The following is a 19793-nucleotide window of genomic DNA, read 5'->3' as shown; positions in this document are numbered from 1 at the left end:
TTTACTGCTTTATTATTTTTTTGTTGATTGTACCTGTGTTGGTCTCAATGGCTAAAACGTAGACGCCTTTGGCCAATGCACTTAGATCTACTATGTTTCTATCAGAAAGTTTAATTTGTTGCGTTTTGCCTAAGGCATCGAATAGATGTAAGCTTTTAATACTTTGAGCCGTGCTAATCTGCAACATGCCAGAAGTTGGATTAGGATAAAGCAGTACTTTATCGACAATAGAGCTATCTACATTCAGTGTATGATCTCCTAAATCCGAGCAATCATCTTGGGAAAGACTTGTCCATTGATTAATATCAAACGTTGTACTTGGACCCGTAACGGATGAATTTCTGATTAGGGTTATGTTTTGAGCATAATTACTTGCATTACCTTCCGAACCGATAATATCTATTAATACACCATTTTTAAATAAACCTATTGCGTCATTTCCGTTGAAACTTGTCATTGGATTATTTACTAAATTTTCTACTCCTTGGCAGCCAACAGACAAGCCAGAATTAGCAATGACATAAGCACTACCATCTGAAATAATATCGCCAACAGGAAAACTTAGTGGCGAACCAAATGAACTACCATTAAATGCCAGTCGTATGGAATAATTAGACAAGTTAACTGGAGCACCTGTATTATTTATAATCTCAAGGGCTTTGTTGTTTCCACTTCCTTCAACGTACTCTGAAAAATAAATTTCAGATATTTGAGGATTATCAACATCTAATTCGGTAAGATCTAGTATTGCTTCAGGAAGGCGAATTGCCCCATTAAAGTCAAAAGCATCTTCAAGAGAACCGCCTAAAGTATTAACCTTATCAAAACCTGTGGATGAATTAATAAGGGTTATATCATTAGTTGATGTTAGTAAAGAACTAGTATTTAACTTTGGATTAGCGTTGCGCTCATAAACAAGTTGAGGGCTGGATAGATTAGAACTATCAAACCTCAGTATTCTGGTTGAAACAAAGCTAGGATTTTGATTGGCCGTAAAAATTTGTAAATCATCATTATTATATTGCTTAATTATATAAGGTGTTTGGCCAAACCCTTCTACATCATGATTAAATTGGTAAACTAGATTAAAACTATTGTTGGCCGCATCGTACTTTAAGATACCTCCTTGCCCATTATTATCCGTAACAGTAGCAATCATATAAATATCTCCATTAGACAGCTCTACAATACGATTTTTTAGGTTAGTAAAAATATCTTGACTATCAATTATTGTACTAGGCGATGTGTTGAGCTGGTAGCATGTTGTTATGTTGTTTGTTGTATAATCGAGAAGCTTAATTACCCGTGAGTTATCTGATAAAACTTCTTCAAAAAACAGACCTGAGTTAGTTGTTTTACCACCTCTTATAGATGCAGGAGCAGACCCTTCATACAGAACGGTTATAGCATCATTGGTAGTATCTAACTTAAAAATTGAAGAATTGTCTGTATTATTACCTCCACCATTAAAATATTTAAGACCGTAGATGCTATTACCATGTGCAAAATTGTCCCAACCAAAACCAAAATAACTGGGATTATTACCCTGAAAGACGTGTAGTAAAGACAATTGATCATTTGAAGGGTTATATTTGGAAATAGCGCCAGAAAGAGAATTTCCTGGTGATAAGCTGGAACAAAATATGTAGATAGCACCATTTAGCTCTATAATTTGAAAAGGACCTGGTTCTAAATTGCTTGTGTTGTTAAAATTGGTCCTAGCCCGTTCAATTACATTAAATGTTTGGGCTGTAGGATCAAAGCTAAATAACGTATGACCATCTGGTATCAAAAAATTTTCTGCAAATCTTGTAACACCGTAAAAAACACCCGAGGATGACATAATGATATCCGATCCGCCCAATCCATAATTTCCAAAAGCAAATACTTCGTTAGTATTTGTATTACTTTGTTCTAACTTAGTTATCCTGCCAAAAATATTTTCTGTATCCAGTGTATATAGTTCTGAGTTTAGTAAAGCTGGCTTTGACGCTGGTATTGGCAAAGTGGTTACATTAGAAGTCAGTGTGTTTAAGTTTAATGAAACCAAACGGACTGATGTATTTGTATTGGGCATATATGCATGGATTGAAAAATCATCTATAACAGCCCACCTTTTCGGTAATAATACATTATCATTATTGCCATTTGTACTTTGAAAAACATTTATTTGGGTATTATTAACGGGATCTATTCTATCTATAAAATATCCTGATGCTCCTTCAAAAATGCCATAAATAAATCCGTCATTATTAGAGTAGACCTGTTCTACAGGAAAACTTAAGTCAAAAACTGGAGTGATGGTTGAGTTTTCCGTATCAATTTCTAACACCTGACCAGGCAATGTAAAACTCCCTATTTGAGTTACTGCATAAAGTTCGCCATTGGCACCAGTGACTAGTTCGTTTAATCTTAATTCGTTACCAGAGAGGCTGTAGAGTACCGTAAATATACCGTTAGATAAATCAAACTCATATAAAAACCCTAAATTATTGGCGCCGCCGAGTAATGATGTTCCGTAGAGTTTACCATTGTAATGAAGCATTTTTGTATTTTCATCAACATCATGGCTTTCTAAATTAAATAAATGTATTATTTCTAAGGTCTGAAGATTAATGCTTACTGCAAATTGACCACCAGAGAAAAGATTTGGCTCCATAATACCAAAAATAAAATTTCCGTTTTCACCTCTTATAATGTTTGATATGGGCCTATTTGTTCCAGAAGTATCATCTAAACCAAGAACAAATTCATAAATTAAATCTGCTGGGTTAAACCTCCATATGGCATTACCATCTGAAATCGATGTGTTTTCTACTAAACCATAAATCTGGTTGTCAATGGTTAGCATTTCGCTAGGATTACTTCCTCTATTATAACCTTCAAAAAGAACCTCAGTGGTGTCTCCATTGTAGGTATAAATAGATTCTTTTGAAAGAAATAAAAGATCCGTCTGACTAAATGAATAGGTAAGGCTCGCAAGAGCGATTATAAATACTCGGATTTTCATATTTTAAAGGTTAACAATTGCTCTAAGATGAACTCTTTTTCTAGAGCAAAAAAATTATAGTGAAAATCCTTTAAAATTCAATGAAAACCTTCTAAACATAGTTAATTATAAAATAGCTTCAATCGTTTTTCTACCTCAGCTTTATAAGTATTTTTGATAATAATCTCTTTATTACCTATAGATAGTTTAGAACCATTAATGCGCCCTGTAAAGGTTTTAGGTTCTATATTTACGATATAGCTCTCGTTTACACGAATAAAATTATAAGGCAGTTTTTTTTGTAAATCTTTTAATGATGTTTTTAAGAAAAAATAATCATTCTGCAATGTTTGAAACCATAGGTAGTTTGCGCGTAGGGTTTCTTGTTCTTCATTTTCATTAATAAATGGCTTTACGGTAAAAAACAAGATATCCTTGTAACTCACAGGTACTCTTGTAACTCTACTTTTGTCCATTTCTCTTATTTTGTCAAGATAACTAACTAAACCCATAATTCCTTCTTTGGTGAAATCTATATTAGTAATGATACTATTGAGTGCAGTCTGAATAGACCGTATAAGTCGTTTTTCGTCCAAGTGAGGTTTGGTTTGTATAATTTCTGTATCATGAAGCTGAAGCTGTTTTTTTGAAATAAAATCGCTGTGATTGGTTTCTAAGCTTTTATAAAATGTTTGGTCATCGTCAAAATCCGTAACGTATATAAATGGAATATTGTATTGAGTTTTTAGTAGATTACCAAGATATATACCATTATGGTCACCTTGTAAATCAATATCTAATAGCACTAGATCTGGTCTTTTTTTATTAATTAAGCCAATGGCCTTTTTAACACTTGGAGCATAATCATCTACAGAATAATAATTAGCAGTAAGTATCATTTTAAGGCGCTTATAAATTAGTGATTTATCCTCAACAACAAGTATATGCGCTTTAGTTTTCATTTATGCAGCAGTTTTGGGTAAAGTAATGTTCATCGTAACTCCATTAGACCCATCAATTTCTATTGCTCCTCCATACTCCTTAGTTAATAATTGGATAGTATCCATTCCGAAAGAATCTAAATTATTTATATCGAAATCTTTAGGCAGTCCTTTGCCATTGTCTTTTAGAAGAAGATGATAGGCTTCACCCTCAGATTTAATGGCAATATTTATCACACCTATGTCATCATCGTTAAAAGCATATTTATATGAGTTAGTTACGAACTCATTGATAATAAGACCTACGGGAAAGGAGGTGTCGGCTAAAATAGTTTCATGGACACTAGTTTGGTTAGAAATACTAATATTACTTTTTGCATAGGCCTCTTGTATATTTCTCACCAGAGTATCAATATAGCTTTTAGCCTTTACCGAAGTAACATCGTCTTTTTTGAACAACTGTTTATGGACTTCAAACATACTTCGCATTCTGTTTTGTAGCTCGTTGAGTTTAGTTTGATAGGCTTGGTCTTCAAATCGCCCTTTAGCCAGATTTATAAATAAGTCAATGAAAGAGAGGTTGTTTTTCATACGATGGTGGAGTTCTTTCTGCAAGCGCTCTACTTTAATTTTTTGTTTCTCAATTTCATCTTTTTGCTTGGTGATTGTTTGCTTTGCTCTAAGTTCAGACTTATAGCGTCTATAGATTAAAACTATAAATGCCATGGCTGCTAATATACCTGAACCTAATGACCAATTACGACTATTAGCTTTTTGGGTAAGTAACTCTTGCCTTTGTGTAGCTAATTTTTGCTCCGCTAGTTCTTTTTCTTTCTTCTCTGTTTGGTATTTGGCTTCTATCTCATTTACTGAGGTCTTGTTAATGGTATTGTTATAGTTCTGTAATTGTTCAGAATACTTCTCTTGAAATCTTAAAGCCGTTTTTATATTTCCTCGTTTCTTTTCTAAAAAGGCCTTGTTTTTATAAAGGTCTAATAGATTTTCAAAAAAATTAGCCTTTGGATTAAGTGTATCTTTTAAAGCCAAATTTGTATACTTAAGAGCTTTCTCAATATCACCTAAATCTTTATAACTATTAGATAAGCTTACATAGGTACCAAAAACCTTGTCCTCCATTCCCGCAGTTTTTGCCAGGTCTAATGCGCTTTTCTTTAAATCTACGGCTTTTTTAAATTGTTTTTGATCGGATAGATAGTTACCATAGTTTTCATAAGCTTCAATTAAAAAAATGTTATCGCTTAGCGCCTTGTAAAGGTTAATACTTCTTTCAAAAAATATTGGAATACTATCATTATTTATATTGAGATAATTATAACAGTTTGCCAAATTTAAAGAAGCATCGGCTACACCTTGTTTATGATTTAAACGTTTGGCTAGGTTATAGCCTTCGTCTAAATATTCTATAGCTTTGGTATAATTGTCTAAATCTTTAAACACATTACCAATGTTATTATATACTGAAATTAATCTAGCTTTTGAATTTACATAAATAGAACTATCAATAGCTTTTACATAATACTTAATAGCCTTTTCAGGTAAATTATCGTAGTAGTAAAAGCCAGCTATTCCGTTATAAATATTAGTATACTTATCTTTTATTTTATGCTCCTCAGCCACTTGTAAGGCTTTTTTTAAGTAGAAAAGCGCACTATCTCTTTCTTTTTTATATCTGTATGTATTTCCTTTGTTGGTTAAGTCAGTATAAGCCTCTCTGTAATCAATTTTTAAATTGTATAGTTTTAGATTTTTATCAAAATAGTATATGGCAGAATCGAAATTTGCTTGGTTCATATAAAAAACACCTATGTACCTGTTAGCAAAGAATCTGTAACTTTTGTCTTCATTTTCTTTAGCAATTTTCAATAATATATTTGCAGACTCTAATCCTCTTTTAGGGTAATTAACGTAAGTAGCTATACATATTTCTTTATGTATTTGGAGTTTTGTTTTTAAATCATCTGTACTAGATAATAAGTTTGCTAAGCTATCTGCTTTTTTACTTTGACAAAAGGAAGGTTGCACTGAAAAACATAAGCAAACAAAGAATAGGAAATTTCTCAAAACAATATCTTTTTATAAAGTTAAAAATATATGTTAAAACATTAACATTCAAGAAATTCCGTTGCTTTTTTTACAAAATTTATTATCTTTAAATAAATAAGAATTTTCACTGTTATGATATAAATTTTCACTGATATTATACCCTTTATATTAAAACTAATACTTAAAACGAACCAAAAAAACTTTAAAACCGTTTGAAATAGGTATTAATTTAAACTATTGCGTGACTCCACAAAAGGTCTATCAATTTTAGAGTCGTCTTTAAATGCTTTCTTATTAAACACAATTAAGATGCCAATGCCTGTGCTTATAGCTATGTCTGCCACATTAAAAACAGGATCAAAAAAAGAGAAATATTTCCCGCCAATTATTGGTAACCATTCTGGTAAAACACCGCTCCAAATTGGAAAATGTAGCATATCTACAACCTTGCCATAAAAAACGCCTGCATAACCTCCCGCTTTAGGGAGAAACTCAGCAACCTGCATATGACTATCACTAAATAAAACACCGTAAAACACAGAATCTAAGATATTACCTAAAGCACCTGCAAAAATTATGGAAATAGCAAAAACTAAAATTTTAGGCTTGTGCTTTTTTGCGACATCTACTAACCAGAATCCAATGCCTGTAACGGCTGCAATTCTAAAAAGCGTTAGAGCAAGTTTCGCTGTTTTATCAGAGATAAATGTAAACCAATCACTCAATTTAGTGCCCCAAGCCATACCGTCATTCTCAACAAAAGCAATTTTAAACCACGAAAACACGGTAATATCCTCATTTAGGGTAAAATGTGTTTTAATGTAAATTTTACTAATCTGATCAACTAGTAAAATAAAGACAATAATTATTGAGGCTTTCTTTAACGACATAATAAAAAAAGCTTCGAATACAATCCAAAGCTTTTGGTTTTATACATACAATACTCTAAAATTGAGCTTTTACTTATTTCTGCATGTTTTTAGCTTCGATACTAAGCGTTGCATGAGGTACTAATTTTAAACGCTCTTTGTTAATTAGCTTACCCGTTACACGGCAAACACCATACGTTTTATTTTCAATTCTAATGATGGCGTTCTTTAAATCTCGTATAAACTTTTCTTGACGTATTGCCAAAGCTGAATTAGCTTCTTTACTCATCGTTTCACTACCTTCTTCAAATGCCTTAAATGTTGGGGAGGTATCATCCGTACCATTATTATGATCGTTCATATAGGCACTTTTAATCAATTCTAAATCGTGCTCTGCCTTATCGATTTTATCTTGAATTAAAACTCTGAATTCTTCTAAATCTTTATCTGAATATCTGTTTTTTGTATCTGTTGCCATAGTTTTTAATGTTTTTGAATGAATAATTTGGTCTTTACCTCATCAAAAACAATGTCTATACCATTGTTTAAATTATCCATTAATTGTAATTCTTCGGTTAATGTCTCTGACTTAATATAATCTTTGTTTGAAGCGATTGCTGCTGCGATATGGGTATCATTTTGCAGTTGTACATCTATACGATCAGTCACCTCAAAACCAGAATCTTTACGTAAATTTTGAATACGGTTTACGAGCTCACGTGCAATACCTTCTCTACGCAGTTCTTCTGTGATTGTAACATCTAAAGCTACAGTTAGCGCACCTTCATTTGCAACAAGCCATCCTTCGATATCTTGAGATGTAATTTCTACATCATCAAGTTCTAAAGTAATGTTTTTTCCGTTAATTTCAATGTCTAAACTTCCGTTTTGCTCGATATTTTTAATATCCTCCGCTAAAAATCCACGTATAGTATTGGCTATCAACTTCATATCCTTGCCAAAACGTGGTCCAAGCGTTTTAAAATTTGGTTTTATTTGTTTTACCAATATATCCGAAGCATCTTGTAAAAGCTCAATTTCTTTGATGTTTACTTCGTGCTTAATTAAATCAGAAACCGCTTCTATTTCTTCCTTTTGTTGCGCATTGTCCACAGGAATCATTATTTTTTGAAGTGGTTGACGCACCTTAATCTTTTCTTTGGCTCTTAACGATAATACCAATGACGAAATGGTTTGCGCATTTTCCATTTTGCGCTCTAGCACCTTATCAATTGCACCTTCATCAACCTTTGGGAATTCGGCTAAATGCACACTTTCAAACGTTTCTTTTTGGGTTACCGCATTCAAATCTAAATACAAACGATCCATAAAGAATGGTGCAATTGGCGCACCAAGCTTAGCTATAGTTTCCATACAAGTGTAAAGCGTTTGGTAGGCCGAAATTTTATCGGCTTGGTAATCGCCTTTCCAGAAACGTCTTCTGCTCAAACGCACATACCAGTTACTTAGGTAATCTTGGGTAAAGTCTGAAATTGCCCTAGCTGCCTTTGTAGGCTCGTAATCGGCATAATACGCATCTACCTTTTTAATTAAGGTATTTAATTCTGAAAGAATCCAACGGTCTAATTCTGGTCTTTCATTAAGAGGCGTATCTGCTTCTTCATATTTAAAACCATCTAAGTTGGTGTATAAACTGAAGAAAGAATATGTGTTATAAAGCGTTCCGAAGAATTTACGGTTAACTTCTGTAATGCCATCGCTATCAAACTTAAGATTATCCCATGGATTGGCATTCATTATCATGTACCAACGTGTGGCATCGGCACCATATTGCGATAAGGTTTCAAACGGATCTACAGCGTTACCTAAACGCTTAGACATTTTTTGTCCGTTTTTGTCTAAGACCAGTCCGTTAGACACTACATTTTTGTAAGCTACAGAATCAAAAACCATGGTCCCAATAGCATGTAGCGTGTAAAACCAACCACGTGTTTGATCGACACCTTCTGCAATAAAATCTGCTGGGAAAGCCTCATTTTTATCAATTAAATCTTTGTTTTCAAATGGATAGTGCCATTGTGCATAAGGCATAGAACCCGAATCGAACCAAACATCTATTAAATCACTTTCGCGTTTCATTGGTTGCCCTGAAGGTGATACTAGCACAATTTTATCTACGACGTTTTTGTGTAGGTCTATTTTTTCATAGTTTTCTTCAGACATATTACCGACTTCGAAGTCTGCAAAAATGTCGGCTTCGAGAACCTCAGCCTCCACGGCTTTCTTCATTTCGGCTTTTAATTCTTCAACAGAGCCAATGCATAGTTGCTCTTTTCCATCTTCTGTTCTCCAAATTGGCAATGGAATGCCCCAAAAACGTGAGCGCGACAAGTTCCAATCGTTAGCATTGGCCAACCAATTACCAAAACGCCCTTCGCCTGTAGATTTAGGCTTCCAGTTTATGGTTGTATTCAGTTCGTGCATTCTACCTTTTACGTCGGTTACTTTAATAAACCAAGAGTCTAAGGGATAGTAGAGAATTGGTTTATCTGTTCGCCAGCAATTTGGATAGCTGTGCTTATATTTTTCAACCTTAAAGGCTTTATTTTCTATTTTTAATTTAATGGCAAGTTCTACATCTACAGATTTCTCTGGTGCTTCACCATCATTGTAATATTCGTTTTTTACGTACTTGCCTGCAAACTCGCCCATTTCTGGTCTAAAACGCCCTTGTAAATCTACAAGTGGCACTAAATTGCCGTTCTCATCTTTTACCAACATTGGTGGTATTTCTGGTGTTGCTTGTTTTGCGACCAAAGCATCATCTGCACCAAAGGTTGGTGCTGTGTGCACGATACCTGTACCATCTTCGGTGGTAACGAAATCTCCCGAGATGACTCTAAAAGCATTTTCAGGATTATCGTTCGGCAACGCATAATCTAGCAATTGCTCGTACTTAATACCAACTAAATCTTTTCCTTTGAATTCTTTAAGAACATAGAAAGGAATCTTTTTATTGCCTTCCTTGAACTGAATAAGTTCTGGCTTTGTTTCTACTTGCTTGTATTTTCCATCGAACTGTTTACCAACAAGACTTTTTGCCAACACAACATTCATTGGTTTGAATGTGTATTGGTTATACGTTTCAACTAAAACATAATCAATCTTAGGCCCAACAGTTAAAGCTGTGTTACTTGGTAAGGTCCAAGGTGTGGTCGTCCAAGCTAAGAAATGAATATCGCCTTCATCTTTAAGGAAATCTGGTAATGTTTCGCCTATGGCTTTAAACTGTGCAATAACCGTTGTATCTGTAACGTCTTGATACGTTCCTGGTTGGTTAAGCTCGTGCGAACTTAAACCTGTACCTGCTTTTGGCGAATAGGGTTGAATAGTGTAGCCTTTGTACAACAAATTCTTATCATAAATCTGCTTTAGTAACCACCAAACGCTTTCCATATATTTGGATTTGTAAGTAACGTATGGATCGTCCATATCTACCCAATAACCCATTTTTTTGGTAAGGTCGTTCCAAATATCTGTGTAGCGCATTACGGCTTTTTTACACGCTTCATTGTAGTCTTCAACCGTAATTTTTGTACCAATATCTTCTTTGGTAATGCCTAATTCTTTTTCAACACCTAACTCAACTGGTAAACCGTGTGTATCCCAACCTGCTTTACGCTTTACCTGGAAACCTTTCATGGTTTTGTAACGCGGAAAGATGTCTTTAATAGCACGCGCTAAAACGTGGTGTACACCTGGTAAACCGTTTGCAGAAGGTGGCCCTTCAAAAAAGACATAAGGTGGTTGGCCTTCTCTGGTGGTTACACTTTTTTCGAAGATATTATTGGCTTCCCAATAGTTGCCGATTTCTTCAGCCACTTTTGGCAAGTTAAGTCCTTTATATTCAGGGAACTTTGTACTCATTTCTCTGTTTTCTTTTCGAGGTGCGAAATTAAGGATTTTTGGGTTAAAATTTAAACCTTTTATCTGGTATATGATTATTTGTGTATTTTGTTATAAAGACTAAAATTGAAAACATAAAAGTGGATGAGTTTTGAGTTGGTCAAACGACGGATATTCCTGCTTTTGCAGAAATTTATACCAAAAACCCAACCAAATCCTCTATTTTAGAAATCAGTTGAATTTTGATGGACGTTTGTTTTAAAGCAATTTTATTGTACTTGGACACAAAAATGGTTGAAAACCCAAGTTTTTCAGCCTCTAAGATGCGTTGCTCTACGCGTTGTACAGGCCTAATTTCACCAGAAAGGCCAACTTCTGCGGCAAAACAATAATCACTTTGCAAGGCGACATCCTGGTTAGAAGATAATATGGCAGCAACCACGGCCAAGTCTATCGCAGGATCATCAACTGTAATGCCACCCGTAATATTTAAAAAGACGTCTTTGGCACCCAAACGAAAACCAGCGCGTTTTTCTAAAACAGCCAACAACATATTGAGGCGCTTAGCATTAAATCCAGTTGCAGAGCGCTGTGGTGTGCCGTAAACTGCTGTGCTTACCAAGGCTTGCACTTCAATCATCAATGGTCTTAAACCCTCTAAAGTAGCCGCAACAGCATTACCTGATAATTCACCATCTTTTTCTGAAATTAAAATTTCGGAGGGATTGGTCACTTCCCGTAAACCAGAGCCTTGCATTTCGTAAATACCAAGTTCGTTGGTGGACCCGAATCGGTTTTTATTGGCTCTTAAAATTCTAAAAACATGGTTGCGATCTCCTTCAAATTGTAAAACCGTATCTACCATGTGCTCCAAAATTTTAGGGCCTGCAATATGGCCGTCTTTCGTAATATGGCCAATTAGTAACACTGGTGTGGCTGTTTCTTTTGCAAATTTAATAAGTTCGGTTGTACATTCCTTAATCTGCGAAATGCTACCAGCAGACGATTCTATATAATCGCTATGCAGTGTTTGTATGGAGTCGATAACCACAATATCAGGCTCTAAAGCCTCAATTTGCTTAAAGATATTTTGCGTTTTGGTTTCGGTAAGAATGTAGCAATTGCTACTGTTTGGATTAATACGCTCAGCACGCATTTTTATTTGTTTCTGGCTTTCCTCACCCGAAACATAAAGTGTTTTGTACTTGAGTTTTAACGCAATTTGAAGCAATAAAGTACTTTTACCAATACCAGGCTCACCGCCCAAAAGGGTTAAAGAACCGTTAACCATGCCACCACCTAAAACCCTATTAAACTCAGCATCTTGCATATCTAATCGCGCTTCTTGAGAGGTGTCTATCTCATTTATTAGCAAAGGTTTAGAAACGCGCTTGGTAGATGAGGCTGGTGTTTTCCAATCGCTTTTTTCAGGTTTTTGAATAACCTCTTCTGCAATGGTATTCCAAGCTTTGCAAGAAGTACATTGTCCTTGCCATTTGGAATATTGACTGCCACAATTCTGACAAAAAAACGTTGTTTTTACTTTAGCCATATTTATGTTCCGCAAAAGCGGAAATCTTTTAATTACAAATATGGTAAAAATAGAATTTTTTTAGTTGATGTCTTTAAACCAAGTAACGATTGCTAAGATTTTTAGCGTGGCAATCTTAGAAGGTAGGTTTGAAAACAAAAATTGCTTAGACTTTTTGTAGAGTGCTTCAAAAAAATAGTCTGTAGATGGGCTTTTCCTAGTTTTCTTCATTGTCATCTTCTTCTTGTTCATCAGTGTCTACAACTGTAAGCTCATCAATTTTAGAGAATATGAAATCTCTATCTATGTGGCTAACATCATTTAAAGTTAAAGCAGATTCATATAACTTCTTGGCTTTTTTATTTTTTCCAATTTTTTCTGAGTGTTGTGCCAAATAATAGGTGCCCAATAAGGACTCAGGATTTAGTTTTTTAGCCAATCTTCCAATTTTCTCAAGAGACTCAAGATCGTTTCGTAGTTCGGCTACCTTAACAACCTTTTCAAATTCTTCTTCGGTAATTGGTTTTTTTATTCCAAATAGTTCTTCGATTCTATCGTATCTATCGACGAGGTATTTATCTAATGTTCCTTCGTATGGTAATACTTTTTCTTCTAGTTCTTTTTCTCGCAATGGTTTGTATAATTCAAAAATCTTATCGAATGATCGTGCTATAGCACTATTTACAAGTGTATAGTGATTGTCATTTTCAAAATCGTCAAAATAATATGTTAGATATTGATTATTAACTTGAGCTATTTGCGCATTAGCATTTAATACGGCATTTCTAATGTAAGGCAGGTCTTTATCTGATGTAGCCATGTAGTAAAAAATATCGTCTTTAAAAAACTCTAGGCGTTTGCCTAAATAATCTCTAACCGTACCAGATAAGTCTGGGCTAATACAGACATAAGCGTTAAATAGCGGATCTTCTTTAAATAGGTACGAATTAATAAAATTACCCATAAGGTCGTGCCCAACAGCTACTCTAAATTTACTGGTATTGTACCTGTTATCTAAATATGGTATAAGTTCTTCTGCTATAAAATCGTGAAAACGTAAACCAGACTCTTTTGGCAAACCGGTAACCTCATCGCAATAGCCATCGTAACGTCTCTCGTTACCTTGTACCACTCCAACAATAATGGCACTTGGCATATCGTCAAAATACGTCTGAAAATCTACTTGACCTGCAATGGGTTCAAATAAATAGTCGCCATCGAATACAATTATTAATGGGTATTTAATTTCTGAAGAAGGATTGTAATCTTTGGGGAGCTTAATCTTTAGCTTACGAACCGCATTTAATTTTGATGAGTTAATTTCGTGATAGCTAGTTTGCGCAAATATTGGCATACAAAGTAAATATGCCAAAAGTAGTAGAGTAGCGTTTCTCATTTATTAAGTAGGTTTGACTTGGAATTTCAAACATACTAAAATATCGTTAAGTTGTAAATTTTTTTCGATGAAATACATCTAGTTATCTATCGCATCCTGAACTTCATACATTTTTTCTAACATCATTTCCTTATCTATATACTGTGATGGTTCTAACATTAAGCCTGCTTTGTAGCGAAGTAGTGCTTTTCTTAAATTTCCTTCCTTTTCGTAGTACATTCCCATGTAATAAGCTCCTAACATGGATTTTGGGAACTCCTTATTTACCAGTTTGGCTAACTTTTCTAAAGACTCTAAGTCGTCGCGATTTTTACATGCTGCAGCAATAGCTCTAATATCGTTTTCGGTTATTTTCTTTTCAAAACCATAAAAATACTCTATGTTTTCATACTTTTTGATAAGATAGTCATACGGAGAACCGCTGTAAGTAAGGATTTTTTCCTTATACTCTTTAGCGCTAATTGGCTTATATAAAGTAAATATCTCATTTAAAGCTTTTGGGATACCTCGACCAACAAGAGAATAGTGATTGGCGTCTTCAAAATTATCGAACTTGTAATGCAACTTATCATTTTGAATAGATTTTAATTTGGCATCGCACTCAACAATAGCATTCTTTAAGGCTTTAATATCGGCATCTGCAGTTGCCATATAATAAAAGGTTTCTTGTTCTAAAATAGATAATCGTTCTTGCAATCTATAGCTCATTTCTGGTGCCAAATCTGGGCTTAAACTTACATAAGCTCTAAATAGTGGGTTATCCTTAAATAAATAATAATTAATGAAGTTTGCACCCAAATCGTGCCCAATAATAACTTTGAAATTTGAGACTTTATAGCTTTCTTCTACAAAAGATAATAGCTCACCACTTAAAAATTCATAAAAGTCCGCACCTCCTTCTGAGGGAAAGTACGTTGTATTATCGTAAGAAAAATCCATTTCGCGCGTTGTATCTTGTTTAATTCCAACTACGATACAATCTGGAATATCTTCCCAATAGGCCTGATAGTCTATATTACCCGCAACAGGCTCAAATAAGTAATCGCCATCAAGAACTATAACTAAGGGATATGCACGCTCCGCTTCGGGATCGTAATTTCTTGGTAACTGAATCTTTAATTCTCTCGTACCATCTAATTTGTAAGAATCAATGGTCTTATAAATAGCTTGAGCTCTACTGTTTATTAAAAAACATAAAAAAAACAGATAGGTGAAGAATGTCTTCATATTGATGGTTAGCTTTAAAGTTAAAGCAAGGTAAAAAATATTTCTAAATACTTTCTGGCTTTCTATTATAGATTGGCAAATAGATTAAAGAAATACCACCAAGAATTATAATTACTAAAGTTTGGGTAGACCACATTATCCAACCAAAAGCCCTACTTGGGTCTTCGTCAATATTGAATAGAGCAAAAGCTATTACTACAGCTTCTGGAAATGAGCCTATACCACCATTGGTTGCAGCAATGCTAAAACTTGCTAAGATAAATCCTATTAAAACTGCTGCTAATGCTATATTTTCTAATTCTGGCAATGCAAATGTGGTAATGTAGAACATGGACAAATACATTACCCAAATAAATATTGTATGCAAAATGAAGGCCCACTTTTTTTTCATTTTAAAAATACTCAATGCACCTTCAACCAAACCGTTAATAAATGTTTTAATCTTTACGGCAATCTTTAGGCTACTCTTAACTACTACAGTATACAGCAACGATGCCATAGCAATGAGTATTAAAATACCTATTATTAGAGTTGTTGGATTGAATTTGCTTGCAAAAAAATTGAATATAAATTCAAACTCTAATATAAAGGCCAACCCTATAATTAACAAAAGCATAATTGTATCTGCTACGCGCTCTGCCACTATGGTACCAAAACCTTTTTCAAACGGAATTTTCTCATAATTAGCTAAAATTGAAGCCCTTGCCACTTCACCCGCTCTCGGTATAGTAAAATTGATGAGATAAGCTGAGTACACTGACATAAAGCTATTAGCCAACTTGGGTGTATAGCCCAAAGGCTCTGCCATAAACAACCAACGATATGCTCTAGACAGGTGACTTAAAACACCAAAAATGACACCTAAAATTATCCAAAAATAATCAGCATCCTTAAAATATTGAACTAACTTTGGAATTGAAATTTGTGAGAGCGAATACCATACTAAAGCTACACCTAAGAGTAAGGGTATTATAATCTTTAGAATAGACTTAGATTTACTCAAACAACATTATTTTAGAAGGTTGGTTGCTTCGTCTGGAAATACTAATGAAGGCTTAAATACTTTAGCTTTTTCAATATCCATAAAAGCATAAGTGATTAAAATTAAAACATCGCCAACTGCCACTTTTCGGGCAGCTGCACCATTTAATGTTATTTCACCGCTGTTTCTTGGCCCAGGGATACAGTAGGTTTCGAGACGCTCACCATTATTATTATTTACAATCTGAACTTTTTCACCTTGTATAATATTAGCAGCATCCATTAAATCTTCGTCAATAGTTATACTACCAATGTAGTTAAGGTCTGCTCCTGTACATTTAACGCGATGTATCTTAGATTTTACGACTTGTATTTGCATTTGGCAAAGATAATTAATTTAAGGCGATATTATCTATTAGTCTTATATCACCAGCATACACAGCAATAAATGCTCTATATGTTTTTTTTGTTGATTTTCGTTTTACTGGTTTTAAGGTTTTTGTGTCTGCAATACTAAAGTATTCTAACTCTAAGAGCGGTTGTTTACTAAACTGCTCTTCTACCCATTCCGTTACTTTTTTAGCACTTTTTGTGCCAAACTTGGTTTTGGCAGATTTTAGTGTTTTATAGATAAACGGCGCCACCTCTCTTTGCTTTTCTGTTAATCTTGCGTTCCTAGAACTCATTGCCAAACCATCATCCTCTCTATAAATTGAGCATCCTATAACCTCAACAGGAATGCGGTACAATGCAACCAGTTTCTTTATGATTTGCAATTGTTGAAAGTCTTTTTTACCAAAGTAAGCGCTATCGGGTTTTATGATTTCAAATAAGCGTTTCACTATGGTACCCACTCCATCAAAATGACCCTCTCTAAAGGCACCTTCCATTTCCCTCTCAAGACCATCAAATTTAAACGATTGCGATTGTACGTTATCGCCATAAATATCTTCAACTGAAGGCGCGTACACTATAATTTTATCAGCGCTAATAGTTTCTAGCAATGCGACATCAGCCTCTAGTGTTCTAGGATATTTTTTTAAATCTTCTTTGTTATCAAACTGTGTAGGGTTAACAAAAATACTAACTACAACAACGTTGTTTTCTCTTAACCCTATTTCAACTAAAGACAAATGCCCTTTATGAAGCGCACCCATCGTTGGCACAAAACCAATTCTCGAGTCTTTAGACTTTAGTTTATCCGTTAAGTAAGATAATTCAGATTTATTATGAAAAATTTTCACTGTTGTAACAAAAAATTAACGCGTGCAAACATAATATTTTACTGGCAATCTGCACAAATTTTTGTAATTTTGCATGTTTTTTACTCTTAATTTACAAAAGCAGAAGATTTATGAAAGATAAACGAATATTGTATGTGTCCTCGGAAGTAGTTCCATATTTACCAGAAACCGAGATTTCTTCAATGTCCTTTGAAGCTCCAAGGATGGTAAACAAACAAGGAGGGCAAATACGAATATTTATGCCACGCTTTGGTAATATTAACGAAAGAAGACATCAGCTGCACGAAGTTATTCGCTTATCTGGTATTAATCTTGTGATCAACGATTTAGATATGCCGCTGATTATTAAAGTAGCCTCTATTCCAAAAGAGCGTATTCAGGTATACTTTATAGATAATGAAGAGTATTTTAAAAGAAAAGCCACTTTAACCGATGAAGATGGCAAGCTGTTTCCAGACAACGATGAGCGTGCTATTTTCTTTGCTAAAGGTGTTATAGAAACCGTTAAAAAATTAAACTGGGCACCAGACATTATTCATGTAAATGGATGGTTAGCATCATTACTACCACTTTATCTTAAAGAATTCTATAAAACCGAACCCTTATTTACAGAAAGTAAAATAGTAACCTCAGTATACAATCAAAACTTTGAAGGTACGTTAGATAAAGGTATGATAGAAAAGATAAAGTTTGATGGCTTGGACGGAGATGTCATAAAACCTTTACAAAAACCTGATTATATTAATCTTATGAAAGTGGCTATTGATAACTCTGACGCTGTAATAAGAGGCTCAGAGGTATTACCTAAAGAGTTAGATAGCTATTTGAGCGCGTTAGAAAAACCCGTATTAGATTTTTACTCTATTGAAGAGTTTGCAGATCCCTACAAAGAATTTTATAAAGAAACTGTACTAAAAGACAGTTAATTACATCTATGAATAACACTAAATTTGCCCTTAATATTTTTGCACTCGTTTTAATTATTTCAAGTTTTATAGCTTGCGATAGTGACTTTAACAATTTAGAGTCTGATGTGCTAAACAGTGACGTAGCAACCAACTTTAACATTAAAAAGCTTAGTGAAACAAATCCTGAATTTTCTGATGTAATAACCTACTCTCAAGCCCTAGGTCCTGTACAATCTAACAATGGTCCTGGGCTAAGCACGCTAGGAGTCTATGATGATTCTTATGGCAGAGTAGAATCTAGCTTTGTAGCCCAATTAACGCTTTCTTCATACTCGCCAGATTTTGGGGAAGTCACAGAAGTAGACTCGGTTGTGTTAAATTTACCTTTTTTTTCTGCAATATCAGACGTTGACGAAGATGGAAATATTACCTATGAAACTGATTCCGTTTTCGGGTCTCAACCCATTAAGTTAAGTATTTATAGAAGCAACTATTTTATAAGAAATGTGGATCCTAATTCAGATTTTAACGAAAGTCAACCGTACTTTTCTAACAAATCAGCTTCTGAGAATGAGCTTATTAGTGATGCTAACTTAGAAAGCGAATTAGTTCCTATATTACCAAACCCTGATCCTGAAACCAATAAGCATGTCACTTTAGATGCGAATGGTGATGTTACTTTTAGTAATGAAGGCTTCATTCTTACATCTACCGAAGGCGAGGGGGAAAATGAGGAAACAACAACCTTAAGACAAATACCTGGTATTAGATTAAAACTAGACCCTCAATTCTGGGAAGAGTCCATTTTAAATCAACAAACCATAAACCCAACAGTCCTCAGCAATCAAAATAACTTTTTAGAATACTTTAGAGGGCTTTATTTTAAAGCAGAAACTGTTAACAATGATGGTGCCTACTACATTCTAAGTACTAGTACTACAGCAGCCAGCATTACAATTTACTATAAAAGAATATCTGAATCTACTATAGATGACGAAGATGCAACAGAACAAGCATCTTTTGCTATGAGATTTGGTGGTAACAGAATTAATTTTTTAGACCCAAGTTATAACGTCACTATTCCCGATGGTGACCCAATAAATGGCGATAGTAGGTTGTACCTTAAAGGTGGTGAGGGAGCAATTGCCAAAATCAAACTTTTTAATGGTGACGATCTAAATGATGGAGATGATTTAACTTTTGATAATTGGAAAAACTTCTTCGTAGATACAGATGAGGACGGCAATTTTAAAAGTATTAAGCGTATTGTAAACGAAGCAAATTTGGTTTTTTATGTTGATGAAGATTTTTTTGGACAAACTGGCAGTTACAATCCTGATAACGAACCGCACCGACTTTATGTGTATGATATCGAAAATAAAGGCCCTTTAAGAGATTTTTCTAATGAATTCTCAAACAATAGCTTACCTTCGATATCAAAGATAAATCATCTTGGTGCCTTGCAGCGTGTAGATGACGATCCTAACCAAAAAGGTGTGAAATATAAATTTAGAATTACAGAACACATAAATAATTTATTATTTAATGATTCTACCAATGTTGAACTAGGTTTATCTGTCTCCTTAAATGTAAATTTAGAAGAGCAGTTTATTCAAAACCAAACTCTAACAACGGAAAATCCAGATTTATCAGTACCTATAAGTTCGGTTTTATCGCCAAAGGGTACTCTGCTACATGGTAATAACACAAATGATCCAAGCAAAAAGGTTTATCTCGAAATATTTTATACAGAACCAAACGACTAAATAAATTACC

General features: G+C 34.3%; 15 protein-coding genes. 2 read left to right on the top strand and 13 right to left on the bottom strand.

Annotation, left to right across the window (positions count from 1 at the left end; translation table 11 throughout):
- Position 1 precedes the first annotated feature (1 nt).
- From BWZ20_RS10235 to panC, 13 genes are all read right to left on the bottom strand, one after another.
- Entirely contained in the window at positions 2–3010 is a 3009-nt protein-coding gene (locus tag BWZ20_RS10235) for a lamin tail domain-containing protein (protein ID WP_076619685.1), read from the bottom strand.
- 101 nt (positions 3011–3111) lie between these two features.
- A complete protein-coding gene (locus BWZ20_RS10230) occupies positions 3112–3951 on the bottom strand; it encodes a response regulator transcription factor (RefSeq protein WP_076619683.1) in 840 nt (279 codons plus the stop codon).
- Entirely contained in the window at positions 3952–6012 is a 2061-nt protein-coding gene (locus BWZ20_RS10225) for a histidine kinase dimerization/phosphoacceptor domain -containing protein (protein WP_157358385.1), read from the bottom strand. It abuts the gene before it with no gap.
- Between the two features lie 206 nt (positions 6013–6218).
- Complete coding sequence (locus tag BWZ20_RS10220) at positions 6219–6884, bottom strand: lipoprotein signal peptidase (RefSeq protein WP_076619679.1); 666 nt, start codon at positions 6882–6884, stop codon at positions 6219–6221.
- A gap of 73 nt (positions 6885–6957) precedes the next feature.
- Positions 6958–7341, bottom strand: a complete 384-nt coding sequence (locus BWZ20_RS10215; protein ID WP_076619677.1) for a TraR/DksA family transcriptional regulator — start codon at positions 7339–7341, stop codon at positions 6958–6960.
- Between the two features lie 5 nt (positions 7342–7346).
- Positions 7347–10751, bottom strand: a complete 3405-nt coding sequence (ileS, locus tag BWZ20_RS10210; RefSeq protein WP_076619675.1) for an isoleucine--tRNA ligase — start codon at positions 10749–10751, stop codon at positions 7347–7349.
- Positions 10752–10923: 172 nt separating this feature from the next.
- On the bottom strand, positions 10924–12282 hold the full coding sequence (radA, locus tag BWZ20_RS10205; RefSeq protein ID WP_076619673.1) for a DNA repair protein RadA: 1359 nt from the start codon (positions 12280–12282) through the stop codon (positions 10924–10926).
- A 60-nt stretch (positions 12283–12342) separates the two neighbouring features.
- Positions 12343–12492 carry a hypothetical protein gene (locus BWZ20_RS15300; RefSeq protein ID WP_157358383.1) on the bottom strand — a complete coding sequence of 50 codons (150 nt, stop codon included), beginning with the start codon at positions 12490–12492 and terminating at the stop codon, positions 12343–12345.
- Positions 12479–13657 carry an alpha/beta hydrolase gene (locus tag BWZ20_RS10200; RefSeq protein WP_076619671.1) on the bottom strand — a complete coding sequence of 393 codons (1179 nt, stop codon included), beginning with the start codon at positions 13655–13657 and terminating at the stop codon, positions 12479–12481. Before BWZ20_RS10200 ends, BWZ20_RS15300 begins: the two co-directional genes overlap by 14 nt.
- Before the next feature lie 78 nt (positions 13658–13735).
- Complete coding sequence (locus BWZ20_RS10195) at positions 13736–14884, bottom strand: alpha/beta hydrolase (RefSeq protein WP_076619669.1); 1149 nt, start codon at positions 14882–14884, stop codon at positions 13736–13738.
- Between the two features lie 43 nt (positions 14885–14927).
- Positions 14928–15887 carry a YbhN family protein gene (locus BWZ20_RS10190; RefSeq protein ID WP_076619667.1) on the bottom strand — a complete coding sequence of 320 codons (960 nt, stop codon included), beginning with the start codon at positions 15885–15887 and terminating at the stop codon, positions 14928–14930.
- Between the two features lie 6 nt (positions 15888–15893).
- Positions 15894–16244 carry an aspartate 1-decarboxylase gene (panD, locus tag BWZ20_RS10185; RefSeq protein ID WP_076619664.1) on the bottom strand — a complete coding sequence of 117 codons (351 nt, stop codon included), beginning with the start codon at positions 16242–16244 and terminating at the stop codon, positions 15894–15896.
- 13 nt (positions 16245–16257) lie between these two features.
- Positions 16258–17109, bottom strand: a complete 852-nt coding sequence (panC, locus tag BWZ20_RS10180; protein WP_076619662.1) for a pantoate--beta-alanine ligase — start codon at positions 17107–17109, stop codon at positions 16258–16260.
- Between the two features lie 110 nt (positions 17110–17219).
- Between panC and BWZ20_RS10175 the strand changes: the two genes are divergently transcribed.
- The gene (locus BWZ20_RS10175) at positions 17220–18035 is read left to right on the top strand and encodes a glycogen/starch synthase (RefSeq protein ID WP_076619659.1); all 816 of its coding nucleotides are present in this window, start codon (positions 17220–17222) and stop codon (positions 18033–18035) included.
- An 8-nt stretch (positions 18036–18043) separates the two neighbouring features.
- Positions 18044–19783: a DUF4270 domain-containing protein gene (locus tag BWZ20_RS10170; RefSeq protein ID WP_076619657.1), complete on the top strand. Its 1740-nt coding sequence runs from the start codon at positions 18044–18046 to the stop codon at positions 19781–19783.
- Positions 19784–19793: the final 10 nt, after the last annotated feature.

It is taken from the genome of Winogradskyella sp. J14-2, from assembly GCF_001971725.1.
Lineage (GTDB): Bacteria > Bacteroidota > Bacteroidia > Flavobacteriales > Flavobacteriaceae > Winogradskyella.
Note: the sequence above shows the minus strand (reverse complement) of the source record. Positions and strands in the feature narration are given on the sequence as shown.

Excerpts from the sequence above, each read along its gene's own strand:
- BWZ20_RS10235 (WP_076619685.1), bottom strand. The coding sequence starts at position 3,010 with ATGAAAATCCGAGTATTTATAATCGCTCTTGCGAGCCTTACCTATTCA.
- BWZ20_RS10230 (WP_076619683.1), bottom strand. The coding sequence starts at position 3,951 with ATGAAAACTAAAGCGCATATACTTGTTGTTGAGGATAAATCACTAATT.
- BWZ20_RS10220 (WP_076619679.1), bottom strand. The coding sequence starts at position 6,884 with ATGTCGTTAAAGAAAGCCTCAATAATTATTGTCTTTATTTTACTAGTT.
- BWZ20_RS10215 (WP_076619677.1), bottom strand. The coding sequence starts at position 7,341 with ATGGCAACAGATACAAAAAACAGATATTCAGATAAAGATTTAGAAGAA.
- ileS (WP_076619675.1), bottom strand. The coding sequence starts at position 10,751 with ATGAGTACAAAGTTCCCTGAATATAAAGGACTTAACTTGCCAAAAGTG.
- radA (WP_076619673.1), bottom strand. The coding sequence starts at position 12,282 with ATGGCTAAAGTAAAAACAACGTTTTTTTGTCAGAATTGTGGCAGTCAA.
- BWZ20_RS15300 (WP_157358383.1), bottom strand. The coding sequence starts at position 12,492 with ATGAAGAAAACTAGGAAAAGCCCATCTACAGACTATTTTTTTGAAGCA.
- BWZ20_RS10200 (WP_076619671.1), bottom strand. The coding sequence starts at position 13,657 with ATGAGAAACGCTACTCTACTACTTTTGGCATATTTACTTTGTATGCCA.
- BWZ20_RS10195 (WP_076619669.1), bottom strand. The coding sequence starts at position 14,884 with ATGAAGACATTCTTCACCTATCTGTTTTTTTTATGTTTTTTAATAAAC.
- panD (WP_076619664.1), bottom strand. The coding sequence starts at position 16,244 with ATGCAAATACAAGTCGTAAAATCTAAGATACATCGCGTTAAATGTACA.
- BWZ20_RS10175 (WP_076619659.1), top strand. The coding sequence starts at position 17,220 with ATGAAAGATAAACGAATATTGTATGTGTCCTCGGAAGTAGTTCCATAT.
- BWZ20_RS10170 (WP_076619657.1), top strand. The coding sequence starts at position 18,044 with ATGAATAACACTAAATTTGCCCTTAATATTTTTGCACTCGTTTTAATT.